Below are 22,906 nucleotides of genomic sequence, written 5' to 3' on the forward strand. Positions count from 1 at the left end.
AGGGGAGCCGCACCATGCGCGCAGCGGTACTGCACGAGATCGGCCAGGAGAAACTGGAGGTCCTCGACGACGTCGAGGCGACGGGATTCGGGCCCGGCAAGGTGCGGGTCCGGGTGCGGGCCACCGGGCTGTGCCACTCGGACCTGTCCGCGATGAGCGGCGTGCTGCCGCAGCCGGCGCCGTTCGTGCCCGGTCATGAGGGCGCGGGCGAGATCCTCGAAGTCGGTGACGGAGTACGGGGTCTGAAGCCCGGCGACCGGGTCGTCATCTGCTGGCTGCCCGCCTGCGGCGCCTGCCCCGCCTGCAAGCGCGGCCAGACCCAGCTGTGCCTGGCCGGGTTCATGAACGCGGGCACCCCCAACTTCAGGCGCTCCGGCGGGGACGTCTTCGGCTTCGCGGGCACCGGCACCTTCGCCGAGGAGGTCGTCGTGGACGCGGGCTGCGCCGTGCCGATCCCGGACGACGTGCCCTACGACATCGCCGCGCTGATCGGCTGCGGGGTGACGACCGGCCTCGGAGCTGCCCTCAACACCGCTGATGTGCAGGCGGGTTCGTCGGTCGCCGTCATCGGGTGCGGAGGCGTCGGCATCTCGGCGGTGCAGGGGGCGCGGCTCAAGGGCGCCGCCGAGATCGTCGCCGTGGACCCGGTCGCCTCCCGGCGTGAGTCGGCGCTCAAGTTCGGTGCCACGAGGGCGGTTTCGCCGGAGCAGCTGGCCGACGCCAAGCAACAGGTCACCGGCGGCGAGGGCTTCGACTACGTCTTCGAGGTCGTCGGCCGCTCCGCCACCGCCCGCACCGCCTATGAGAACACCCGGCGCGGCGGCACCCTCGTCGTGGTCGGCGCGGGTGCCATGGACGACTTCCTCCAGCTCAACATGTTCGAGCTGTTCTTCGACGAGAAGCGCATCCTGCCGTCCATGTACGGCGGCGGCGACGTGATGCGCTCCTACGAGCGCACGATCGCCCTGTGGCGCGCGGGCCGCGTCGACCTCGCGGGCCTGATCACCCACCGGGTGCCCCTGGTGGAGATCAACGAGGCACTGGACCAGATGCGGAGCGGGACGGCCCTGCGTACGTGCATCGAGATCTGAGAGACCCAACATCTGAGAGACCCAACATCGGAGAGATCCAACGCGGCTGTGAGGACTCCTGGAATGTCACTGCCACTTGAAGGTCTGTCCGCCGTCGTCACCGGCGCCGGACGCGGGCTCGGCCGGGCCGAGGCCCTGGAACTCGCCCGGCTCGGCGCGGCCGTCGTCGTCAACGACTACGGCCGGCCGGGCCGCGACGGCTCCGGCGAGGCCTCGGCCGGACCCGCCGAGAAGGTCGCCGCCGCGATCCGAGCCGACGGCGGCCGGGCAACCGCCCACACAGGAGATGTGTCCGACTTCCAACAGGCGCGGGAACTGGTCGACTTGGCTATCGCCGAGTTCGGAAAGCTCGACATCCTCGTCAACAACGCGGGCATCCTGCGCGACCGCATGGTCTTCTCCATGACCGAGGACGAGTGGGACTCGGTGATCCGCGTCCACCTCAAGGGCCACTTCAACACCACCCACTTCGCCGCCGCGCACTGGCGGCAGCGGTCCAAGGCGGCCGGGGGAGCGGTGTACGGGCGGATCGTGAACACCTCCTCCGAGGCGTTCCTCGCCGGATCCGCCGGGCAGCCCAACTACGCGGCGGCGAAGGGCGGAATCGTCGGCCTCACCACCTCCACCGCCCTCGCCCTCGCCAAGTACGGCGTGACCGCCAACGCGATCTGCCCGCGTGCCCGCACCCGCATGACGCAGGACGTCTTCGCGGGCCTGGCCAGACCCGAGGAGGGCCTCGACCCGCTCGACCCCGAGCATGTCGCCCCGCTCGTCGGCTACCTGGCTTCGCCCGCCGCCGCCCGGGTCAACGGCCAACTGCTCGTCGTGCACGGCGGCATGGTCGCCGTCGTCGACCGGCCCAGGGTCCGGGCGCAGTTCGACAGCAAGCAGGACACGTTCACGTACGACGAGCTGGACGCGCTGCTCACCCCGCACTACGCGGACCGGCCGCCGGGGGAGACGTTCGCGGCGGCGGAGGTGCTGGGACTCAAACGCGGGTGAAGTGAAACGGGTGGAACGAGAGAGGGGCTTCCCGTCCGGTGACGGAAAGCCCCTCTCCCCTTATGACGCCTTGTAACCTCTTTTTGCGTCAGGCAGCCGCTTCGACCTTCTCCGCGGACGGCTTACGGTGCCGGCCTCGCGGAGTCGCGTCGGAGTCGTGGGCCGCGACCGGGCCCCGGTGCCGGCCGTGGCCGGCGGTCTTCTGCGAGTCGGCAGACAGCTGCTGAGTAGTGCTGGTGTCGCTCATCGGACGATTTCACCCCGTAGACATGATCTTTCGTACAGCCGGGCGAGTGTAACCGGCACACCACGGGTCGAATCCAGGCGCACACGCCAACCGGCACTAGTTCGTTACAAGACGTCCCAGGGGTGCTTTCCCGAGCGGCACGGGACGTACCGCCGAGGGCACCGGAGGATCCGGTTCCGCCGCGCCCCGAGGCGCCGCCACGGGTGGCGTCTCGCGAGCGGTGCCGTCCCGGACCGGATCCTCCGGGCCCGTATCCCCCGATTCCCCCGGCTTCGGTCCCCCCATTCCCACCCCGGCCCTGTTCCGGGCCGGCTCCCCCCTGGGTGCCGTCAGCTCCGCCACGCCGCACGGGACTTCCTCCGTGGCGTACGGCAGCCGCAGCACCCCGTCGCGCGTCCACAGCCCGGCCCCCGTCAACCACCCCTCGGGCGCCGGGAGTTGCCGTACCTGCCGCTCGGCCGGCCGCCACGTCCCCACCCAGCTGCCGAACCGCCCGTCGATGCGCAGCGCCACCGCGCAGCTCTCCGGCATCAGCACCTGACCCGGCTGGATCGCGAACGGCGTGACCGCACAGTCCGCAACCCGCAGGCACTCCGGGAAGCGGACCGGCAGCGTGCTGCCCAGGACCCCCCAGCCCAATCGTTCCTGCCCGGGGGAGGGCGCGTCGGAGGAGATCAGCAGCAGCCCGCTGTCGGGGTCGGCGAGCAGCAGCCGGTCGTCGCTGTAGTCCGTGATCTGGAGCAGAGGTGAGATCTCGCCGCCGCGCTCCAGGTCCACCACGACCGTCTTGGTGCGCCCGGCCAGCTCCTGGTCCAGTGCGAGCAACCGCCCGGCATGATCCAGCCAGACCCCGCCCGAACAGCGCCCCGGGATCACCGCGAGCCGCTGCGGCCCCAGGGCGCTGCCCGCCACCAGCCACACCGCCGTGGAGTTCGCGCCGACGGTGAGGGCGTACGCCCGCACGCCCCCCGGCGCGGGCGGCAGCAGCGAGAGCCGGGCGTCGGGCTCGGGGCACTCCACCGTGCCCAGCGGCAGCTCGCCGGTGCCGGGTCCGGTCGGGTACAGCAGCGAGAAGGCGTGCCGCTGATCCACCAGCCGGTGGATCAGCACCCGTCCGTCCGCCATCGGCTGCACCTCGGTGCCGGGCTCCTCCGGCTGGTTGCCGGGCAGCGGGACGGCGTACGGCTCGGGGCCGTCCAGCGTCCAGCGCTCCGGGAACCAGGACTCACCGCAGAGCGCGAGCCGGGCGCCGTACGCGCCGTCCGTCGTGAGGGTGCACCCCGTCTCCGGCACACCGTCGTCCTCGCCGGACTCCCAGGACTCGCCGGATTCCCGGGATTGCCCGGACTCGCCGGACTCGCCGGTCGAAGGGGATTCCGTCGAAGGGGATTCGATCGCACAGGCCGTCATCGTTCGGTCACCTCCGGCGACGAAGCTAGTTTTCGTACGCACGGCCGCGGGACGGGCCGATGGCCGCTTCACACATACGTGTGGCGCAGAACCGATTCGCCCGTGGGAACCGGGGCATGTGTGCTGAACGGGACTCCGGGGAGCGGAGGCGGTACAGCCCGGCAGATCATCCAGGTAGCCTTTTCCCGTGCCCCGTCTGTCTGAAGTCATCGCCGCGCTGGAGAACCTGTGGCCCGCCGAGCGGGCCGAGTCCTGGGACGCGGTCGGCACGGTCGTGGGCGACCCCGACCAGGAGGTCACCCGGGTCCTGTTCGCCGTCGACCCCGTCCAGGAGATCGTCGACGAGGCGGTCGAGCTCGGCGCCGACCTGCTGGTCACCCACCACCCGCTCTACCTGCGCGGAACGACCACGGTCGCGGCCACGCACTTCAAGGGCCGGGTCGTGCACACGCTGATCAAGAACGACATCGCGCTGCACGTCGCCCACACCAACGCCGACACGGCCGACCCGGGCGTGAGCGACGCGCTCGCCGGGGCGCTCGACCTGCGGGTCGTACGCCCCCTCGTGCCGGACCCGGGCGACCCGGCGGGCCGCCGGGGCCTGGGCCGGATCTGCGAGCTGGACCACCCCCTCACCGTCCGCGAGCTGGCCGCCCGCGCCGCCGAGCGGCTGCCCGCCACCGCGCAGGGCATCCGGGTGGCCGGCGACCCCGAAGCCACGGTCCGCACGATCGCCGTCAGCGGCGGCTCCGGCGACAGCCTCTTCGACCAGGTCCGCGCGGCCGGCGTCGACGCCTTCCTCACCGCCGACCTGCGCCACCACCCCGCCGCGGAATTCATGGCGGCCGGCGGGCAAAGCCCCCTCGCACTGCTCGACGCGGCACACTGGGCCACCGAGTGGCCCTGGTGCGAGCTGGCTGCGAGCCAGCTCGACGAGCTCTCCGACCGCCACGGCTGGGACCTGCGCGTCCATGTGTCGAAGACGGTCACCGACCCCTGGACCGCCCACGCGGCGTCCTCCACCACTGAAACACCTGGAGCCCCCAACTGAACGCCGCGCCCGCCGACCAGATCCGACTCCTCGACGTCCAGGCCCTGGACGTGCGCCTCCAGCAGCTCGCGCACAAGCGGAAGTCGCTGCCCGAGCACGCGGAGATCGAGTCGCTGAACAAGGACCTCACCCAGCTGCGCGACCTGCTGGTGGCCGCGCAGACCGAGGAGAGCGACTGCGCCCGCGAGCAGACCAAGGCCGAGCAGGACGTGGACCAGGTGCGCCAGCGCGCCACCCGCGACCAGCAGCGCCTGGACTCCGGCGCCGTCACCTCGCCGAAGGACCTGTCCAACCTCCAGCACGAGATCACCTCCCTCGCCAAGCGGCAGGGCGACCTGGAGGAGGTCGTCCTGGAGGTCATGGAGCGCCGCGAGGCCGCCCAGGAGCGGGTGGCCGAGCTGACCGCGCGGGTCGCGTCGGTGCAGTCGAAGATCGACGACGCCACCGGGCGCCGGGACGCGGCCTTCGAGGAGATCGACGGCGAGGCCGCCACGGTGACCAAGGAGCGCGAGGTCGTCGCCGCGTCCGTCCCGGCGGACCTGCTCAAGCTGTACGACAAGCTGCGCGGGCAGCAGGGCGGCATCGGCGCGGCCAAGCTGTACGCCCGCACCTGCCAGGGCTGCCGCCAGGAGCTGGCCATCACCGAGCTGAACGAGATCCGCGCGGCGGCGCCGGACGTGGTGGTCCGCTGCGAGAACTGCCGCCGCATCCTGGTGCGCACGGCCGAGTCGGGTCTGTAGGGACTGTAGGCACCGGTACCGGTAAGGAGCTTTGGGCGTGGGGGAGTTCATCGTCGAGGCGGACGGCGGGTCGCGGGGCAACCCGGGGCCCGCGGGCTACGGCGCCGTGGTGAGCGACGCCGCGACCGGGGAGACCCTGGCCGAGGCCGCGGAGTACATCGGCGTCGCCACGAACAACGTGGCCGAGTACCGGGGCCTGCTGGCCGGCCTGCGCGCCGCCCACGCCCTCGACCCGGCCGCCACGGTCCACGTCCGGATGGACTCCAAGCTCGTCGTCGAGCAGATGTCGGGCCGCTGGAAGATCAAACACCCCGATCTGAAGCCCCTGGCCGCCGAGTCCAGCCGCGTCTTCGCCCCCGGCCAGGTCACGTACGAGTGGATTCCCCGTGAGCAGAACAAGCACGCGGACCGCTTGGCCAACGAGGCGATGGACGCGGGCGCAAGGGGCGAAGACTGGTTGCCGTCGGACTCGCGGGCCGGCTTGGAAGCCGCCGCAGCCGCGGGCAGTCGTGCCGTTGGGGCGGCGCCCGTCCCGCAGAAAGCGGCGCCTCGAAGCGAGCAGCTCCCTACTACCCCCACCGAGCCGCGCCCGACCACGATCCCGGCCCCCGCGACCTCAGCCCCCGGCTGGAGCGCCGCCCCCGACCTGGGCGCCCCCGCCACCTTCGTCCTCCTCCGCCACGGCGAGACCCCCCTCACCCCCCAGAAACGCTTCTCCGGCAGCGGCGGCACCGACCCCGCCCTCTCGGACGCAGGACGGGAGCAGGCCCACAGAGCCGCGGAGGCCCTCGCACGGCGCGGCACGATCCAGGCCATCCTCGCCTCCCCCCTCGCCCGCACCCGCGAAACCGCCGCCGTCGTCGCCGCCCGCCTCGGCCTGGACGTGACCGTCGAGGACGGCCTGCGCGAGACGGACTTCGGCGCCTGGGAGGGCCTGACCTTCGGCGAGGTCCGCGAGCGCTACCCGGACGACCTGAACGCCTGGCTCGCCGACCCCGAGGCCCACCCCACCGGCGGCGGCGAGAGCTTCGCGGAGACCGCCACCAGGATGGCCGCCGCCCGCGACAGGCTGGTCGCGGCCCACCGGGGCCGTACAGTCCTGCTGGTCACGCACGTCACGCCCATCAAGACCCTCGTCCGGCTCGCCCTCGGCGCTCCGCCCGAGTCGCTGTTCCGGATGGAGCTCTCCGCCGCCTCCCTGTCGGCGGTGGCGTACTACGCCGACGGCAACGCGAGCGTGCGGCTGTTCAACGACACGTCCCACCTGCGGCCCTGAGCCCCGGGCAGCAACGGCACCCCGGACCCGCGCCAGGGGCGGAAGCCCTGCTGGGCCCCGATCGACGTCAGTGGATCTCGTCCACCAGCACGTCCAGCGACCACGCCTTCCCGGCCCTGTCCGGCTCCTCCGCCTCCACGACGTAGCCCAGCTCCCGCAGCGCGTCGATCAGTTCGGCGGGGTTCTTCGGCGCGGTCCCGGCGGTCAGCAGGCTCCGTACGATCCGGCCCTTGGTCGCCTTGTTGAAGTGGCTGACGACCTTCCGCGTCGGCGCGTGCAGCACCCGTACGGTGGCGGTCCGCCCGGCGGTCTCGCCCTTCGGCTTCCAGGCCGCCGCGTACGCGGAGGACCGCAGGTCCAGCACGAGCCCGTCCCCGGCCGCCTCCGGCAGCGCCTGCGCCATCGGTGCGCGCCAGTGCCCGGACAGCGCGCCGAGACCCGGCAGCTTCACGCCCATCGAGCAGCGGTAGGAGGGGATGCGGTCCGTCACGCGTACCGCGCCCCACAGCCCCGAGAAGACCAGCAGCGAGCGCGCCGCCCGCCTCTTCGCCGCCGTGTCCAGCGAGGCCAGGCCGAGGGCGTCGTAGAGCACACCGGTGTAGATCTCCCCGGCCGGACGGGTCGCGGCCGTGCGCAGCCCCGCGTTCTTCGCGACCTCGCCGCGCAGCCCCTCGCTCAGCCCGAGCACCTCGCGCGCCTTCTCCTCGTCCCCGGCGCACAGCTCGACCAGCTCCCCGAGCACGGCTTCCCGCGCACCGGTCAGCCCCGGCAGGGACAGCGACTCCAGCTTCACCGGGGCACCCTTGCCCGGGCTCGCCTTGCCTTCGGAGGGCGGCAGCAGGACCAGCAACACGTACTCCTTACGTAGACCTCCGCGACAGCGTACGGCGTGCCGCACCCGTGCCTCAGTCCGCAGGGCCTGCCCGCCGGATCCTCCCGGCGTCGCGGGGTGACCGAGAAGGAGCCGTCCTTCTCCGCCGAGCTGATCCGGCAGGCAGGCCCTACGCTCGCTGTATGCCCCGCCGCCACATCCGCGTGACCGGCGCTCCCGAGGGGCCTCTCCGGGCCGCCCTCACCGCGCTCCGGGCCGAACTCGGCATCCCGGAGGGCTTCCCGGCCGAGGTGCAGGAGGAGGCCGAACGCTCGGCCGAGGCGCCCACGCTCCCCGCGAACGACGCCACGGACATCCCCTTCTTCACCCTCGGCCCTCCCACCTCCACCGACCTCGACCAGGCGGCCCACCTGTCCCGGCAGGGCACCGGATACCGGGTCCGGTGCGCCATCGCCGACGTCGCCGCCTTCGTCGTACCCGGCGGGCCGCTGGACGCGGAGACGCATCGGCGGGTGAACACCCTGTACTTCCCCGACGAGAAGGTGCCCCTGCACCCCGCCGTGCTCAGCGAGGGCGCGGCCGGCCTGCTGCCGGACCGGACGCGGCCGGCCGTGCTGTGGACGCTCGACCTCGACGCGGAGGGCCGCACCACCGCCGTCGACGTGCGCCGGGCCCTGGTCCGCAGCCGCGCCAAGCTGGACTACGCCGGCGTACAGGAGCAGCTCGACACCGGGACGGCCGAGGAGCCGGTCGCGCTGCTGAAGGAGATCGGCGAGGCCCGGGAGCGGCTGGAGGCCGAGCGCGGCGGCATCTCCCTCAACGTGCCCGAGCAGGAGATCACGGCGCGGGACCACACCTACGTCCTCGGGTACCGCGCCCCCCTCCCCGCCGAGCGCTGGAACGCCCAGCTCACCCTGCTCACCGGCATGGCCGCGGCCGACCTGATGCTCGCGCACGGCACCGGCGTCCTGCGCACCCTGCCCGCCGCACCGGACGGCGCCGTGGCCCGGCTGCGCCGCACCGCCGTCGCCCTGCGCATCGACTGGCCGCACCATGTGTCGTACGCGGCCCTGATCCGCACGCTCGACCCGCACGAGCCCCGCCACGCGGCCTTCCTCCAGGAATGCACGACCCTGCTGCGCGGCGCCGGATACACCGTGTTCCGCGACGGCGACCTGCCCGCGATCACCACGCACGCCGCCGTCGCCGCCCCCTACACCCACTGCACCGCCCCGCTGCGCCGCCTCGCCGACCGCTACGCCGCCGAGCTCTGTCTCGCGGCCGTCGCCGGGCAGGCCCCGCCCGACTGGGTGCTCGCCGCGCTGGACGAGCTGCCGCGGCAGATGGCCGAAGCCGCCCGGCTCGCGGACACGGTCGAGCGGGAGTGCGTCGACATCGTGGAGGCGGCCCTGCTCAAGGACCGGATCGGGGAGGTCTTCGACGGCTGCGTGGTGGACCTGGACGAGCACCGGCCGACCGCCGGCACCGTGCATCTGGAGTCCCCGGCGGTCGTCGGCCGCATCGAGGGCGAGGGACTGCCCCTCGGCGAACGCCTGCCCGTCCGCCTCACCCAGGCCGATCCGGGTACGACGAAGATCCTTTTCACCCCCGCGTGAAGCTTTGCCCGGCATGGAAGCGGGGCCTCACGACGTTGCACCCCGAGGAAGCAGCAGGCAGTACGACAAGGGGGGTGCGCCATGGCGGAACGGGCGCTGTGGACACGGGCGCGACTGGGCCGCTGCGGACCTCCGCTCGACCTGCTGACCGCCTCCTTCGACAAGCACGTCTACGCCCCGCACGCCCACGAGGAGTTCACGATCGGGGTCTGCGTCGGCGGCTCCGAGGTGATCGACTACCGGGGCGGCCACATCCGCACCGGCCCCGGCTCGATCGTCGTCCTCGACCCCGGCGAGATGCACACCGGCGGCCCCGGCAGCGCCGGCGACGGCTACGCCTACCGCGCCCTGTACGCCGACCCCGCCCTGCTGACCGAAGGCACCCTCGGCGGCCTCCCGCACTTCCGCGAGCCCGTCCTCGACGACCCGGAGCTCGCCGCCGCACTGCGCGCCGCGCACACGGAGCTCAGCGTCTGCCCCGACCCGTTGGAGGCCGAGTCCCGTGTCCCCTGGCTGCTGACCGCGCTGGCCCGCCGCCACTCCACGGCCCGGCCCGCCGCCGACCGGATCCCCGGCGCCCAGGCCATCGCCCTCACCGTCCGCGACCGCCTGGCCGACGAGCTCACCGCCCCGCCCTCCCTCGCCCTGCTCGCCGCCGACCTGGGCCTGTCCCGCTACCAGCTCCTGCGGGCCTTCCGTACGACGCTCGGCATACCGCCGTACGCCTGGCTCGCCCAGCACCGGGTCGCCCGCGCCCGCGGCCTGCTGGAGGCGGGCCTGCGCCCCGCCGAGGTGGCCACCCTCGTCGGCTTCGCCGACCAGGCGCACCTGACCCGCTGGTTCCGCCGGGTGCTCGGGGTGACCCCGGCGGCGTACCGCAACAGCGTTCAAGACCCCCGCGGGTGAAGTGGCCGAAACTCGGCGCATGACTGCACGCGGCTGGCTTCTGTTCTCCCTGATGGGAGTGGTCTGGGGCATCCCCTATCTGCTGATCAAGGTGGCGGTGGACTCTGTGTCCCCGCCGGTCGTGGTCTTCACGCGCTGCGCGCTCGGCGCGGTCCTGCTGCTCCCGTTCGCCCTGCGCCAGGGCGGCCTGGCCGACACCGTACGAGCCCACTGGCGCCCCCTGCTGGCCTTCGCGTGCCTGGAGATCATGGGACCCTGGTTCACCCTCACCGACGCCGAACGGCACCTGTCCAGCTCGACGGCCGGCCTGCTGATCGCGGGCGTCCCGATAGCGGGCGTACTCCTGTCCCGCTTCTTCGGCGGGGCGGAACACCTCGGCGCCCGGCGCCTCGCGGGCCTGGCCCTGGGCCTGGCCGGCGTCACCGTCCTGACCCTCCCGCACCTCACCGGCGGCGACGCGCGCTCGCTGGCCGAGGTGCTGCTCACGGTCCTGGGCTACGCGACCGCGCCCCTCATAGCCGCGCGCCGCATGAAGGACGTACCGTCCCTGCACCTGACGACCGCCTGCCTGACCCTGGCGGCCCTGGCCTACGCCCCCGCCGCCGCGCTCACCCGCCCGTCCGCGCTCCCCTCCGCCTCCGTCCTGGCGGCCCTCGCCGCGCTGGGCGTGCTGTGCACGGCGGTGGCGTTCGTGGCCTTCCTGGAACTGATCAAGGAGGCGGGCCCGACCCGGGCGACCGTGATCACGTACGTCAACCCGGCCGTGGCGGTGGCGGCGGGCGCCCTGTTCCTGGACGAGCCGCTGACCACCGGCATCCTGCTGGCGTTCACCCTCATCCTGGCCGGCTCGGTCCTGGCGACGGCCTCCGCCGGTCCGCGCCGGACCACGCGCCGGGTACCATGGTCGACACGGCAGACGAGCCGGGCGGACGGCCGCGTGGAGTCCCCCTAGGGGGCTTCCCGAGGAACGTCCGGGCTCCACAGGGCAGGGTGGTGGCTAACGGCCACCCGGGGTGACCCGCGGGACAGTGCCACAGAAAGCAGACCGCCGGGGACCTCGGTCCTCGGTAAGGGTGAAACGGTGGTGTAAGAGACCACCAGTGCCCAGGGTGACCTGGGCAGCTCGGTAAACCCCACCCGGAGCAAGGTCAAAAGGAGCGCCGTAAAACGCGCTCTGCGCGGACGTTCGAGGGCTGCCCGCCCGAGTCCGCGGGTAGACCGCACGAGGCCGGCGGCAACGTCGGCCCTAGATGGATGGCCGTCGCCCCGGCGTCCGCGAGGACACCGGGGAACAGAACCCGGCGTACAGCCCGACTCGTCTGCCCTCAGGGCTTCTGACCAGTAGAAACACCGGTCAGAGGCCCTTCTCCGTGTATGGGCAGGTCTCGCTGGACCCCGGCTCGCACCGGTTCGAACGGGACCGCGTGGACTATCGCGGCGCCCGGGGCTTCCGGTGTTTGCCGGTCCCGGGGCCGAGCTTCGGCGCTGGCTCCGAGGAAGGGGCGACCTCGGTGGCGGGGAACAGAACACGCCTCGCCTCCGCGAGATTCGCCGCGAAGCAGTGGGGCTCCCACAGGTGGCCGTTCCACCGCTGGATTGCCCGGGGCGTGTCAGGGTTCAGGTGCGACCCACGCGGGCCGTCGCCGCTCACGAGAGGTATGGCGCGGAGCTGTCCGATCCTCGCGTCACGGCGCTCGGCCCACTGGGACAGCGACTCATCGTCCATTCCCAGGAGGGTAGTGGCTCAGGCGTGCCGGTGTTCCCAGCGCAGCGAGGGGCTCCGGTCGATCCAGTACAGGTGGGAGTTGGTCGTCACGCGGAGTCGAATGGCCTCGATGTCCGGCGTTCCGGCGTCCTGCCAGGCGACAAGGGAGCGTTCGATGTCGTGCCACAGAGCCACGGGGCCGCCCTGGCGGACGGTCCAGTTCTCGCCGTCGGCGATGAACTCGGCGAACGACTCCCGCTCCGGATCGAACAGGTACCGCAAGGGTGAGCCGTCGGCGCGGGCGGCGCGGACGAACTGTGCACCGGGCGCCGCGAGCTGTGCGAGGAAGGCGGGCATCCACTCCTCCAGGACGAGAGGAGACACCCGGGTGACCCGCTCACTGTCTGAGTAGGCGGCCCGGGCGGAGAGGTCGCCGGCCAACGGCGTCACCGCCTGGGCCCGTGCCTGCATGAAGGAGGAGCGTCCGATGAACGCGCCCTCGGCGGTACCGTCCTCGCCGACGGTGACCTTCGCGAGGCCGGTACCCCAAGGCCAGGAGCCGACCGTGCCGAGGACGATGCCACCGGGCTTCGTCTGCCTGATCCACGTGTACGGGATGCGGCGGACCGCGCAGGTGGCGATGACCCGGTCGTACGGCGCCCGGTGCGGATGACCGAGAAGCCCGTCGCCCGTCACCGTCCACGTCGAGTAGCCCACGGTTTCCAGGGCGGCATCTGCGCGTGCTGCCACCTGAGGGTCGACCTCGATCGTGGTGACGTTGTCCTCGCCGAGGTAGTGGCACATCAGGGCCGTGGAGTAGCCGGTGCCCGTGCCGATCTCCAGGACGTGGTGTTCCGCCTTGAGGTCCAGGGCCTCGATCATGCCGACGACCGTGGTCGGGTCGGTCGAGGACGACGTGGGCACGCCCGCGACGGGTTCGCCGGTCTGGTCGGAGGTGAGGTGGCCGTCGAGCTGGGTGGTGACGGTGTCGAGGCTGTACGCGATCTTCAGCCACTCGTCCGGGTCCGTACCGACGGCGGTGACGGGCCGCCAGGTCCGTCCCTCGTCGAGGAAGACTCCGGGATGGAGGAACTGCTCGCGGGGGACGGTTTCGACGGCTTCGCGCAGCCAGGGGGATTTCAGTACGCCCTTGCTCGCGAGAACGGCCGCCATGCGGCGCCGCTCGGATGCCGGGTCGGTCATCGGCGGTCTCCTTGCATGAGCAGGTCGGCGAAGGCGGCGGACATCGGGAGGCCGGTCCCCGTCTCCAGCCACCCCCACTGCCCATTGGGATTCAGCTCCAGCCACCAGTAGTCCCCTGCCCGGCCGACCGCGAGGTCGAAGCTCCCTGATACCAGCTCCAGTCGGTCCAGGTAGGCGTGCAGTGCCTTGTCCACCCGGTCGGGAAGGTGCTCCACGGTGTAGGTCAGGGCGCTGTAGTCCTTGCGCCAGTCCAGAAGTTCGGAGTCGATGCGCACGGCGAACGTGCGTCGCCCCACGATCAGGACGCGGAGGTCGGCGACCTTGTCCACGCGGGCCTGGAACATGTGGGGCGCGACGCGAACGCTGTCGTCGATCTCGTCGGCGGTGACGGGGTCAGCCCATCCGGTCACGGGCACGCCATCACGCGTATAGGGAGTCCACCGCAGCGTCTTGAAGATCGCGTCTCCTTGGATGCGGATGAACTCCCGCGCCTCGGACGGGTTGTTGGTGACGAGGGTGGGTGGGACGGTGAAGCCGAGCTGCTGGGCGAGAGCGAGCTGGGCGGGTTTGTAGTCGGCCGCTGCCATGCGCAATGGGTGGTTGACCCAGAGCGGGCCGTCCACAGCGTAGAGCGTGCCCCCAAGCCCGTAGCGGACCTGCGCCGCCGCGAAACGGGAGTCGTCCGGGGACAGGTTGGGGAATGACGGCCACTCCGGGCGGCGCCAGTACACCGATCGGACGCGTGGCAGGTCGGCGGTTCTCGACGGGGTGCGCACCTGCCCGACCACACGGGCCAGGCAGGTGCCGAACCGAGCCGAGACCGTGAGGTCCTCTCCGATGTCGGCGGGGTTGAACCGGACCACCGGCACATCGCGCCGGTTGAGTTCGGTGATCACCATGTCGGCGGTGATGTCGTCCGCCTCGGTGGCCACCAGAACAGGTCCCTTCTCGGTCGTGGTCATCAGTCCTGGTTGCTGTCCTGGTCGTGACCCTGGTCGTTCCGGGAGTCCGAGTTCGTCGTCGTGGAGGTCTCGGTACCGGAGCTGGTGCCGTGCTTGCCCATCTCGACCACCTGCCCGGCGCGGTCGCGGAACACCCCGAGCTGCGTCGTGGGGTCGATGGCGACCGTGGCGTGGGGTCGGCGGATGGTCGTCGGGTAGGGCGCGAGTCGGCCCACACCCCACGGCCGCGTGGGGGCGGGGAATGCGACGGAGGCGGTCATGGGACTCCTTGGGTTGAAAGCGGAGTGGTGCAGGAATCCGCTCACCCGGATGAGGGACGTCCTCCCAGGCAAGGGCCTGATAGGGGTGAGCGGGGCTTGAACGTCTGTTCTCCGTCCGCGCCGGTACGGTGCGGACGGAGAACCGTGGCCACCGCCTCAGAGGCGAGCTGCCTGGATGTTGTCGGCCGCGGTCGTCCACTCGGCGCCACTCTCGGGCCGGATGCGCGCGACCCGGACCGTGCCGTGGCTGTGGAGCTCGTGCGTGACGGCGACGAGCACACCCTCGCCGCGTGAGGCGATGTCGCGGACGTTCGTGTTCAGGAGCGGGTGCTGCTCGTAGCCGTCGGGCCCGACCGGGTTCACGTCTCCGCCTCCTGCCGGGCCTCGACGCGGCGCATGAACCTTTCCCAGCCGTCGGCCGCCCGTACCCGCAGAGCCCGGCTCGGCGCACCCGGCTGGGACTCCGGCGGCGTGCACGCACGGCCGTCGGCGCCGAGGTTCCTGCGGGGCAGTTCGGAGGTTGTCACGTGGTCGCTCCTCTCTGATGGGGCAGCAACTGGCCGCAGCCTGGACGGAACGCGGCGCGCGGCCTGCTGCCTCGGGGAGCCGCCCGATGGTCCTTCAACCTCCGAGCGGCGTGTGACCAGTGAACGACGATCCGTTACCGTCTCCCAGAGCGGACCTCGCGCATTGCTCAGGCGTTTTCCGGGCATCGGGTGTTGCGCGTGAGGAAGGTGCTCTTCGTGAGGGGAGGCCAATGACCTTAAGGCGTAGGTGCTTTGCCGAACGGAGGGTGGCAAAGGGCTACTCTCAGGAGGCATTCGCAGAGGCTCTTACGGTGGCCGCGTCCACCGTGGTCCGTTGGGAAAGTGGCCGTGCCACCCCACAGCCGCACCAACGGCCCAAGATCGCCAGCCTGTTAGGAGTCACCCTCTCCGAGCTGGAAGGGCTTCTCTTCGAAGAACAGCCGGCCGAAACCGCCGTGCTTCCTGGCACCCCACCCCTCCTCCATGGTGATGATGACGATATGAAGCGCCGCGATGTCCTGGGCCTGCTCGCCGTCACGGGCGCACTGGTCACCCTGCCCGGTTCGGACGAGGCCCCGCGAGGACACACAGTGGTGGCGCTCCTGGAGACAGGGGAGGAGCTGCACCGCAGTCTGTGGCAGGTCTTCACCCTCTCGGATTCCAAGCCGACCGTCTTTCCGGCGGTCCGCAAGCAACTCGACGCCCTGACGAAGGGCCTGGCCGAGGCGCGTACCCCAGCGGACCGGGCCCGGCTGTGCACGATGACGGCCGACCTCTACCAACTCGCCGGCGAACTCTTCTTCGACGCCAACCGGTACACCGACGCTGCCCAGTGCTAGACGCTGGCCGCCAACGCCGCCCATGCCGGTGGTGACCACGACCTCTGGGCCTGTGCCATGACCCGCCACGCCTACGTCGAGTTGTACGCGCGACGCGCGCCCGCTGCCCAACCCCTGCTGGCGGTGGCCTCGCGGATCGCCCGGCGGGGCGACAGCGCACTGTCCACCCGCCACTGGGTCGCCTCCGTCCAGGCTCAGGCGTGCGCGGCCATGGGCGACATCGACGGATGCACCAGGGCCCTCGACGAGGCTGAGAAGGTGCACTTCCTCGACGGCCACTCCCACAATGGTGGCTGGCTTCGCTTCGACGGTTCCCGCCTCTCCGAGGAGCGAGGAGCCTGCTACCTCCAGCTCGGCCGTCCCGACCTCGCGGAAGACGCCCTCTCCGCAGCCTTCGCCCAACCCTTGTCGCTGCGCCGCCGCGCCGCTGTGCTGAGCGACCTTGCCGTCCTCGGGGTCCACCGGGGCGATATCGATCAGGTCGTGCAGTACGCGGAGGCAGTGCTCGGTCTGGCCGACCGGTCGAACTCGGGATTCATCGGCAAGAAGCTGGACGGACTCCGAGGGCGCCTTGCCCCGCTGATGTCCGATGGCCGAGTCTCGGATCTGGATCACCGAATCGCGGCGCTTTCGCGTACCGCATGACGAGAGGGACACGTGCATGAGTGACGGTCGGATCTTCCGCGAGGCGTGGATCGCCGGTGTGACCAAGCACTACCCCGGTGAGCCGAAGCCTGGCTATGTCACGCCGTGGGACGAGACACCCGAGTGGGAGCGCGAGGCTGCCGCCGCCGTGTACGGACAGGTGCGCGACTTCATCAGGATCAGCGAAGGGCATGCCACGAGGCTCACCCGCGAGCAGAAGGGCCGCTTCGTCGCGATCTGCTGGACCGCCCAGATGTTCAAGCACTTCAAGGACCCGAAGCCCGGATACGTCGCCGACTGGGCCGACCTGCCGACCTGGCAGCAGGAGACGGACTCGGACATCTTCGAGCGCATCGAACAGGCTGTCTGAACTGCGAGAACGGCGAAGCCCCCGTCCGGACCGCTCCGGGGCGGGGGCGTCTCCTTACGTAGCCGTCAAGGTAGCCGTGCAAGCGCCCTGTTCAGTTGTGGGTGCAGTACTGCCAGCCCTGGTGCTCGGAGTCGTCGTAGGAGCAGTTCGACAGGCGTCGGTTGCTGCTGTCGGACAGGAACCCGGACGACTTCCGGTTCGGCCAGAAGTACGACGTGCGGTTCATGTACAGGGTGCTCGTCGTGTTCGTGCCCTTTCCGGTGCGTACGGTGACCGTCCTCCCGGCCTTCAGCGTGAACGCGGGCAGCTTGTACAGGCTGTCGACGCCGTTGTAGATCGTGTCCCCGCCGATCTTCACGTCCTTGGTGCCGTAGTTCTTCAGCTGCACGTACTCGGCGTTCAGGCTGGAGTCGGTCCCGGTGTCGGAGCCCGGCGAGTCGGAGTACACCTTGGCCATGCGGACCGGCGAGCGGCTGTAGCCGGAGCAGAGGCTGTCGGCCGACTTGGGTCCCGTGTGGACGTCGTAGCCATAGTCGGGGACCGGGTTGAGCATGCAGCCGATGCCGTACAGCTCGTGGTTCGCGGGCCTGAGAGAGAGCTGCTTGTAGAAGACCCCGAACTCGGAGGTCCACGCGTAGTAGTTCGCCAGTCCGGGCCGGCCTCCGATGGTGACGACCATCGTCTTCCCGGGCGCCAGTCTGGTGCCCGGATCGAAGTCCATGCCGTATCCGGCGCCGTTGTCCTGGTCGACCGTCTCCAGCGTGGCACCGCTCAGGTCGACCGTCTCGGTGCCCGTGTTCTTGAACTGCACGTACGTGTTGATGCCGTTCGACGACGGATCCCACCAGTGGACCGACACGAACCGGATCGCGGCGACGTCGTCGGTGGTGGTAGTGGTGGTACCCGTGGCGTGTGCGGGCATGGCGACGCCGAGGACGGCAGTCATGGCGGTGAGCGCGGTCATGGCCGTGCGGCTCTTCATGGTCTCTCCCTGTCGGTGTCCGCCTCCGGATGCTGGGTACGACGAAGCCCCCGCCGGGTCCGGTTCGCGCCGAGCGGGGGCTTGGCCGTGGTTTCCGTGAAGAGCTGGTCCCGTCGCGCCGTGTCCGACTGATCATCAGTCCGATTGGACCGCAGTGGACTTGGGGGATTCGGCGGCAGGTCCAGGCCAATATGTTACGCGCGTAATTTCTGCTGTCGACCGCTTGTCCTCCACCTGCGGGGAGCTGAATACTCCATTCCGTGCGCGCTTGTCAGGAGCACGCCGAAAACCCGGGATCATCGCGTGCCACCTGGCCGGCCTCCCCACCACCCAGGAGGAACGAGTGAAGGTCAAGACCCCTCGCATCGTCAGACGCTCCGGGCTGATCGCCGTGGCGTCAGGACTCCTCGCCGCGGCGCTCGCGACGCCCGCCGCCCACGCCGCCCCCACCCACAGCTCCGCCCAGCTCGCCAGGGCCGGTGCTGCCGTCAAGGCCGCCGACATCCCCGGCACCGCCTGGGCCGTCGACCCCAAGAGCAACACCCTCGTAGTGAGCGCCGACAGCCGCGTCTCGGGCGCCGAGCTGGCCAAGCTCCGGTCCGCCACGGCCTCCTACGGTGACGCAGTCACCGTCAAGCGCGTCAGCGGCACCTTCAAGAAGCTGCTCAACGGCGGCACCGCGATCTACGCCGACGCCGGCTGGCGCTGCTCCGTCGGCTTCAACGTCCGTAGCAGCAGCGGCACCTACTACTTCCTGACCGCCGGCCACTGCACCGACGGCCTCCCGAACTGGTACACCAGCTCCAGCTTCAGCACCTACATCGGCCCCACCGTGGGGTCCAGCTTCCCGACCAACGACTACGGCATCGTCCGCTACGACAACACCGGCGTCACCCACCCCGGCACCGTCAACCTGTACAACGGCACCAGCCAGGACATCACCTCCGCCGCCAACGCGTTCGTCGGCGAGTCCGTCAAGCGCAGCGGCTCCACCACCGGCGTCCACAGCGGCACCGTCCAGGCCCTCAACGCCACCGTGAACTACGGCGGCGGCGACATCGTCTACGGCCTCATCCAGACCAACGTCTGCGCCGAGCCGGGCGACTCCGGCGGTTCGCTGTTCGACGGCACCAAGGCCATCGGCCTGACCTCCGGCGGCAGCGGCGACTGCACCTCCGGCGGTACGACCTTCTTCCAGCCGGTGACCGAAGCGCTGAGCGCGTACGGCGTCAGCGTGTACTAGGCCCTTCCTCGCGGCCTGGCCTGAGCGGCATCCCTTCGGGGGGCTGCTCAGGCCGGGGGAGTCGTCGGACGCTCCCGTACCCCTTTCAGGTGCGCCTCGAAGGCCTCCCGCGCGTCCGGGGTGAGCGTGCGCAGGGCCACCAGGGCCGTGATCGCCACGTCGCAGAGTTCGGCCTGGACGTCCTCCCAGGTGTGGCTGACCCCCTTGCGCGGATTCTGTCCGGTCGCCCCGATGACTGCCTCCGCCACCTCGCCGACCTCCTCGGAGAGCTTGAGGATGCGGAGCAGTACGCCCTGCGGGCCGGCGTGGGCACGGGACGCCTCCAGACGGGCCCAGAGTTCGTCGATGACGGGCCACAGGTCGGCGGGCCCGGCGGCGGTGCTGTCCGGATGGCTCATACTCCGCAGCCTGCCCAGGCGCCGTCCGCCTGGAAACAGGCCCTACTCCTCGAACAGCACCTCCTGCTCGCCCTCCTTCTTCGCCCGGACCCGCCGGTTGCGGGCGCCGACGATCAGGGCCGTTCCCGCCGCCGTCGCGCCGAGGGCCAGCGGGACCATCCAGCCGCGGTCGAAGACATGGCCGAGGGCGTGGTCGAGGGAGAGCCGGCCGGGGCCGGTGATCGCGAGGCCCGTCGCGGCCAGGCCCAGCGTCGCCGCGTACTCGTAGCCACCCGACTGGGCGAAGAAGCCGTTGGGCACGTGCACCGCGGAGGCGCCGGCCATCGCGCCTGCCGCCGCCGCGCCCGCCGCCGGGGTCGCGAGGCCCAGCGCCAGCAGCGCGCCGCCGCCCGCCTCCGCCAGGCCCGCCGCGGTCGCGCTCGCCTTGCCGGGTGTGTAGCCGACGGACTCCATGAACTGGCCGGTGCCCTCCAGGCCGTGCCCGCCGAACCAGCCGAACAGCTTCTGCGTGCCATGCGCGGCGAGCACCCCGCCGGTCCCCAGCCGGAGCAGCAGCAGGCCCAGATCACGTCGGTCGAAGCAGGTCACGGTGGCTCCCAGGGAGAGGCGGCAGGACGAGCGGACGACCCCCCTCCGCATCCGTGTCTCCACCGTCGCACCCAGCACACCACCGGGCCCGTCCTGGCGGGCGTTCGGGTGGCGGGGCCCCGGGAGCGGTGTGAGCCTGGCGCCATGACGATTCAGCCAGCCAAGCTCAGCGATCCGGCCGTCCGGGCCTTCGTCAGCGCCGTCAACGACCATGACCGCGCGCGCTTCAAGGCCCTCCTCACGGCCGACGCGACCATGGCCGACGACGGCGCCGACCGCGACCTCGACGAGTGGATCGACCGGGAGATCTTCGCCTCCAACGGCCACATGGAGGTCGACAAGGAGCTCAAGGGCGGCCGTGCCCTCGTGGCCCACTACCGCAACGACGCCTGGGGCGAGATGCGCACCCGGTGGAGCTTCACCGTCGAGGACGACGGGCGGATCTCCCGCTTCGAGACCGAGCAGGCCTGAACCCGGCGGATGACGAGGCGGGGTAGGAGGATCGGGTAGGAGGCCGGGTAGGAGGACCGGGTAGGAGGACCAGGTAGGGCTACTGAGTAAGACGCGGGTCGGGCCCGAAAGAAGGACGTAATCGATTCGGTGTACGGTCCCGGGATGCGCGATAGTTCTCCGCTCAGCCGGCGTGCCCTCCTCGGACTCTCGGCCGCCGCCCTGCCCCTGTCCGCGACCACCCTTGCCGCCGCGGCCGAGGCGAACGTCATCGGCGGAGAGCGACTGGCCCGTACCGGGATCCAGGTGAGCGGCGCCAGTGGACTGCCCACGAAGCTCTCCGCCCGCTCCTGGCTGATCGCCGACTTCGCGAGCGGAGAGGTACTGGCCTCGTTCGGCGCGCACCGGCGGCTCGCGCCCGCGTCCACGCTGAAGATGCTGTTCGCGGACACCGTGCTGGAGAAGTTCGACCGCACCGAGCGGCACAAGGTCACCGACGCCGACCTGTCCGACATCCCGTTCGGCTCCAGCCTCGTCGGTATCAAGCCCGGCATCACCTACACCGTCGAGCAGCTGTGGCAGGGCGTGTTCCTGCGCTCCGGCAACGACGCGGTGCACGTGCTCGCGCACATGAACGGCGGGGTCGCCAAGACGGTCGCGGAGATGCAGGCCAAGGCCGAGGACCTGCAGGCCCTGGACACCCACGTCGTCAGCCCCGACGGCTTCGACCACCCGGGCCAGCTCTCCTCGGCGTACGACCTCACGCTCTTCGCCCGCCACGGCCTGCGCAACGACGACTTCCGCGGCTACTGCGGCACGCGGACCGCCGACTTCCCGGCGGGCGGCAAGAAGACCTTCCAGATCCAGAACACCGACCGCCTGCTGACCGGGGCGTGGGGCCTGGGCACGTACGAGGGCCTGATCGGTGTCAAGAACGGCTACACCAGCCACGCGGGCAACACCTTCACCGGCGCGGCGACGCGCGGCGGGCGCACGCTGCTGGTCACCGTGATGCACCCGGCCGAAGGCGCCAACGCCGTCTACGAGCAGACCGCCGCGCTGCTCGACTGGGGCTTCAGGCAGGGGCGTTCGGCGCAGGCCGTGGGCACGCTGGTCGAGCCGCTCAGCGAGGGCGGGGCGAAGGCGAGTGCGGCGCCCGCGAAGAAGGCGGTCCACGCGGCGGTCGGCGCGGCCGGCTCGGCGAACGGCCGCTTCTCGCCCTGGCACCTGCTGGAGGGCGCCGCGGGCACGGTCGCCCTGCTGGGCGCGGGGGCCTGGGCGCTGCGGCGGCGCCTGACGGCGGCGAGGGGTGCGACGGATTCCGAGTCAGCGGGCAGGCACCGGCGCTGAACCCGTGCCGGACCCGCGCCGAAACTGCGCGGCAGCCGTTCCACCCACCGGTGCGTACCCCGCGGTCCCACGCGAGGTCCACCCCCAACTCCGGTGCGTGGAACGGCTGCCGCCTCCCCCCTCAAGGTGGCTGCGGAGGCTTCGTGCTTCAACTGTGAAGCTCTCGTGGAGGAAAGTTGAGCATATGTCGCCGACGGGCCGCAATAGCGCGGATGTTCCAATTCCGCTTGTGGGGGCTGTCCAGGCATCCCCTCAACCGCGCCTGAATCACACCTGAACCACGCCTCGATCGCGCCTCGAGCGTGCCCTCGGCCCCGCCCTCGGTCCCGCCCTCAGCCCCGTCCGATGTACGGCATCGCCGTCGCCAGCACCGTCGCGAACTGCACGTTCGCCGAGAGCGGCAGCTCGGCCATGTGCCGCACGGTGCGTGCCACGTCGGCCACGTCCATGACGGGTTCCGGCACGATCTGCCCGTTCGCCTGCTGCACGCCCTTCTCCATCCGGGCCGTCATGTCGGTGGCCGCGTTGCCGATGTCGATCTGCCCGACCGCGATGTCGTACGGCCGCCCGTCCAGGGAGAGCGACTTGGTCAGGCCGGTCAGCGCGTGCTTGGTCGCGGTGTAGGCGACCGAGTTCGGACGCGGCGTGTGCGCCGAGATGGAGCCGTTGTTGATGATCCGGCCGCCCTGCGGGTCCTGCTCCTTCATCTGCCGGTACGCCGCCTGCGCGCACAGGAACGCCCCGTTGAGGTTGGTGTCGACCACGTGCCGCCAGGCGTCGTAGGACAGGTCCTCGACGGCGACCCCGCCCGGCCCGAAGGTGCCCGCGTTGTTGAACAGCAGGTCGACGCGTCCGTAGCGCTCGACCGTCGCCGCGAACAGGGCGTCCACGTCCTCGGGCCGGGACACGTCCGTGCGCACGGCGAGCCAGGGGCCCTCCGGCGCCAGCGCCGCCGTCGCCTCCAGCGTCTCGATGCGCCGCCCGGCCAGCGTCACCGACCACCCCGCGCGCAGCAGCTCCACGGCGACGGCCCGCCCGATACCGGAACCGGCGCCGGTCACCACCGCGATCTTCGATCGTCTGTCAGTCATGGCTCAGCAGCGTAGGTCGACAGTCCGCCATGCGGAATCGCCTGTCCGCCATACGGCACAGGTGGCACCCTCGCCCGTGTGCGCCCCGGCAGCGGGTGTGAGCTGAGATCATGGGGCCCGTT

The 22,906-nt window shown here is 71.4% G+C and carries 26 protein-coding genes, 1 other RNA gene and 2 pseudogenes; 16 read left to right on the plus strand and 13 right to left on the minus strand.

The genetic code is table 11. The features are described 5' to 3' along the window. Window positions 1–14 precede the first annotated feature (14 nt). Window positions 15–1,091 (plus strand): Zn-dependent alcohol dehydrogenase, encoded by a 1,077-nt coding sequence (locus ACWD3E_RS04210; protein ID WP_451385985.1) that lies wholly within the window; start codon window positions 15–17, stop codon window positions 1,089–1,091. A 63-nt stretch (window positions 1,092–1,154) separates the two neighbouring features. Next, on the plus strand, window positions 1,155–2,093 hold the full coding sequence (locus ACWD3E_RS04215) for a 3-oxoacyl-ACP reductase (RefSeq protein ID WP_451385986.1): 939 nt from the start codon (window positions 1,155–1,157) through the stop codon (window positions 2,091–2,093). Window positions 2,094–2,181: 88 nt separating this feature from the next. Here the strand turns inward: ACWD3E_RS04215 and ACWD3E_RS04220 are convergent, their stop codons facing one another. Both ACWD3E_RS04220 and ACWD3E_RS04225 read right to left on the minus strand, forming a co-directional pair. Next, complete coding sequence (locus tag ACWD3E_RS04220; RefSeq protein ID WP_451385987.1) at window positions 2,182–2,340, minus strand: hypothetical protein; 159 nt, start codon at window positions 2,338–2,340, stop codon at window positions 2,182–2,184. A 96-nt stretch (window positions 2,341–2,436) separates the two neighbouring features. After that, a complete protein-coding gene (locus ACWD3E_RS04225; protein ID WP_451385988.1) occupies window positions 2,437–3,750 on the minus strand; it encodes a hypothetical protein in 1,314 nt (437 codons plus the stop codon). A gap of 187 nt (window positions 3,751–3,937) precedes the next feature. Here ACWD3E_RS04225 and ACWD3E_RS04230 point away from each other — a divergent pair, with 187 nt between their 5' ends. Genes ACWD3E_RS04230 through ACWD3E_RS04240 form a run of 3 tightly spaced genes read left to right on the plus strand, consistent with a single transcriptional unit; the run spans window position 3,938 to window position 6,817 of the window. After that, window positions 3,938–4,801 carry a Nif3-like dinuclear metal center hexameric protein gene (locus ACWD3E_RS04230; protein ID WP_451385989.1) on the plus strand — a complete coding sequence of 288 codons (864 nt, stop codon included), beginning with the start codon at window positions 3,938–3,940 and terminating at the stop codon, window positions 4,799–4,801. Further along, window positions 4,798–5,541, plus strand: coding sequence for a zinc ribbon domain-containing protein (locus ACWD3E_RS04235; RefSeq protein WP_451386489.1), 744 nt, complete (start codon window positions 4,798–4,800; stop codon window positions 5,539–5,541). The genes ACWD3E_RS04230 and ACWD3E_RS04235 overlap by 4 nt, the downstream gene beginning before the upstream one ends. 37 nt (window positions 5,542–5,578) lie before the next feature. After that, window positions 5,579–6,817, plus strand: a complete 1,239-nt coding sequence (locus tag ACWD3E_RS04240; protein WP_451385990.1) for a bifunctional RNase H/acid phosphatase — start codon at window positions 5,579–5,581, stop codon at window positions 6,815–6,817. A gap of 67 nt (window positions 6,818–6,884) precedes the next feature. On the opposite strand, the gene yaaA is transcribed toward ACWD3E_RS04240, so the two are convergent. Next, window positions 6,885–7,667, minus strand: a complete 783-nt coding sequence (yaaA, locus tag ACWD3E_RS04245; protein WP_451386490.1) for a peroxide stress protein YaaA — start codon at window positions 7,665–7,667, stop codon at window positions 6,885–6,887. A gap of 164 nt (window positions 7,668–7,831) precedes the next feature. Here yaaA and ACWD3E_RS04250 point away from each other — a divergent pair, with 164 nt between their 5' ends. The 4 genes and pseudogenes from ACWD3E_RS04250 (at window position 7,832) to rnpB (ending at window position 11,493) form a co-directional block, all read left to right on the plus strand. Continuing rightward, window positions 7,832–9,265 (plus strand): RNB domain-containing ribonuclease, encoded by a 1,434-nt coding sequence (locus tag ACWD3E_RS04250; protein WP_451385991.1) that lies wholly within the window; start codon window positions 7,832–7,834, stop codon window positions 9,263–9,265. 81 nt (window positions 9,266–9,346) lie between these two features. After that, window positions 9,347–10,171: an AraC family transcriptional regulator gene (locus tag ACWD3E_RS04255; RefSeq protein WP_451385992.1), complete on the plus strand. Its 825-nt coding sequence runs from the start codon at window positions 9,347–9,349 to the stop codon at window positions 10,169–10,171. Window positions 10,172–10,223: 52 nt separating this feature from the next. Beyond that, window positions 10,224–10,970: pseudogene (locus tag ACWD3E_RS04260) on the plus strand (DMT family transporter); the annotation flags it as partial. A 118-nt stretch (window positions 10,971–11,088) separates the two neighbouring features. Then, window positions 11,089–11,493: RNase P RNA component class A (rnpB, locus tag ACWD3E_RS04265), an RNA gene on the plus strand. Window positions 11,494–11,600: 107 nt separating this feature from the next. Here the strand turns inward: rnpB and ACWD3E_RS04270 are convergent. The 6 genes from ACWD3E_RS04270 to ACWD3E_RS04295 all read right to left on the minus strand — a co-directional run bounded on the left by ACWD3E_RS04270 (window position 11,601) and on the right by ACWD3E_RS04295 (window position 14,828). Next, entirely contained in the window at window positions 11,601–11,897 is a 297-nt protein-coding gene (locus ACWD3E_RS04270; protein WP_451385993.1) for a DUF6087 family protein, read from the minus strand. A gap of 18 nt (window positions 11,898–11,915) precedes the next feature. Further along, window positions 11,916–13,079, minus strand: a complete 1,164-nt coding sequence (gene tgmC / locus ACWD3E_RS04275; protein ID WP_451385994.1) for an ATP-grasp peptide maturase system methyltransferase — start codon at window positions 13,077–13,079, stop codon at window positions 11,916–11,918. Further along, the gene (gene tgmB, locus ACWD3E_RS04280; RefSeq protein WP_451385995.1) at window positions 13,076–14,041 is read right to left on the minus strand and encodes an ATP-grasp ribosomal peptide maturase; all 966 of its coding nucleotides are present in this window, start codon (window positions 14,039–14,041) and stop codon (window positions 13,076–13,078) included. Before tgmB ends, tgmC begins: the two co-directional genes overlap by 4 nt. Beyond that, complete coding sequence (gene tgmA, locus ACWD3E_RS04285; RefSeq protein WP_451385996.1) at window positions 14,041–14,301, minus strand: putative ATP-grasp-modified RiPP; 261 nt, start codon at window positions 14,299–14,301, stop codon at window positions 14,041–14,043. Before tgmA ends, tgmB begins: the two co-directional genes overlap by 1 nt. Before the next feature lie 156 nt (window positions 14,302–14,457). Further along, the gene (locus ACWD3E_RS04290) at window positions 14,458–14,664 is read right to left on the minus strand and encodes a hypothetical protein (protein ID WP_451385997.1); all 207 of its coding nucleotides are present in this window, start codon (window positions 14,662–14,664) and stop codon (window positions 14,458–14,460) included. Beyond that, window positions 14,661–14,828: a hypothetical protein gene (locus tag ACWD3E_RS04295; RefSeq protein ID WP_451385998.1), complete on the minus strand. Its 168-nt coding sequence runs from the start codon at window positions 14,826–14,828 to the stop codon at window positions 14,661–14,663. Before ACWD3E_RS04295 ends, ACWD3E_RS04290 begins: the two co-directional genes overlap by 4 nt. 230 nt (window positions 14,829–15,058) lie before the next feature. On the opposite strand from ACWD3E_RS04295, the pseudogene ACWD3E_RS04300 reads away from it, so the two are divergent. The 4 genes and pseudogenes from ACWD3E_RS04300 to ACWD3E_RS04315 form a co-directional block, all read left to right on the plus strand. After that, a pseudogene (locus tag ACWD3E_RS04300) lies at window positions 15,059–15,187 on the plus strand (helix-turn-helix transcriptional regulator); the annotation flags it as partial. A 141-nt stretch (window positions 15,188–15,328) separates the two neighbouring features. Continuing rightward, window positions 15,329–15,667: a hypothetical protein gene (locus ACWD3E_RS04305; RefSeq protein ID WP_451386515.1), complete on the plus strand. Its 339-nt coding sequence runs from the start codon at window positions 15,329–15,331 to the stop codon at window positions 15,665–15,667. Window positions 15,668–15,724: 57 nt separating this feature from the next. Beyond that, the gene (locus ACWD3E_RS04310) at window positions 15,725–16,312 is read left to right on the plus strand and encodes a hypothetical protein (RefSeq protein WP_451385999.1); all 588 of its coding nucleotides are present in this window, start codon (window positions 15,725–15,727) and stop codon (window positions 16,310–16,312) included. Window positions 16,313–16,328: 16 nt separating this feature from the next. Further along, a complete protein-coding gene (locus tag ACWD3E_RS04315; RefSeq protein ID WP_451351199.1) occupies window positions 16,329–16,682 on the plus strand; it encodes a hypothetical protein in 354 nt (117 codons plus the stop codon). Window positions 16,683–16,773: 91 nt separating this feature from the next. On the opposite strand, the gene ACWD3E_RS04320 is transcribed toward ACWD3E_RS04315, so the two are convergent. Beyond that, the gene (locus ACWD3E_RS04320; RefSeq protein ID WP_451386000.1) at window positions 16,774–17,664 is read right to left on the minus strand and encodes a lamin tail domain-containing protein; all 891 of its coding nucleotides are present in this window, start codon (window positions 17,662–17,664) and stop codon (window positions 16,774–16,776) included. 343 nt (window positions 17,665–18,007) lie between these two features. Here ACWD3E_RS04320 and ACWD3E_RS04325 point away from each other — a divergent pair, with 343 nt between their 5' ends. After that, complete coding sequence (locus ACWD3E_RS04325) at window positions 18,008–18,907, plus strand: S1 family peptidase (protein ID WP_451386001.1); 900 nt, start codon at window positions 18,008–18,010, stop codon at window positions 18,905–18,907. Window positions 18,908–18,954: 47 nt separating this feature from the next. On the opposite strand, the gene ACWD3E_RS04330 is transcribed toward ACWD3E_RS04325, so the two are convergent. After that, window positions 18,955–19,305 carry a MazG-like family protein gene (locus ACWD3E_RS04330; protein ID WP_451386002.1) on the minus strand — a complete coding sequence of 117 codons (351 nt, stop codon included), beginning with the start codon at window positions 19,303–19,305 and terminating at the stop codon, window positions 18,955–18,957. Window positions 19,306–19,347: 42 nt separating this feature from the next. Further along, window positions 19,348–19,893, minus strand: coding sequence for a DoxX family protein (locus ACWD3E_RS04335; protein ID WP_451386003.1), 546 nt, complete (start codon window positions 19,891–19,893; stop codon window positions 19,348–19,350). A gap of 144 nt (window positions 19,894–20,037) precedes the next feature. Here ACWD3E_RS04335 and ACWD3E_RS04340 point away from each other — a divergent pair, with 144 nt between their 5' ends. Then, window positions 20,038–20,364, plus strand: coding sequence for a nuclear transport factor 2 family protein (locus ACWD3E_RS04340; protein WP_451351195.1), 327 nt, complete (start codon window positions 20,038–20,040; stop codon window positions 20,362–20,364). Between the two features lie 144 nt (window positions 20,365–20,508). Beyond that, window positions 20,509–21,693: a D-alanyl-D-alanine carboxypeptidase family protein gene (locus tag ACWD3E_RS04345; RefSeq protein WP_451386004.1), complete on the plus strand. Its 1,185-nt coding sequence runs from the start codon at window positions 20,509–20,511 to the stop codon at window positions 21,691–21,693. A 332-nt stretch (window positions 21,694–22,025) separates the two neighbouring features. Here the strand turns inward: ACWD3E_RS04345 and ACWD3E_RS04350 are convergent, their stop codons facing one another. After that, window positions 22,026–22,784, minus strand: coding sequence for an SDR family oxidoreductase (locus tag ACWD3E_RS04350; protein ID WP_451386005.1), 759 nt, complete (start codon window positions 22,782–22,784; stop codon window positions 22,026–22,028). Between the last annotated feature and the right edge of the window lie 122 nt (window positions 22,785–22,906).

This window comes from Streptomyces sp. NPDC002676, assembly GCF_053592455.1.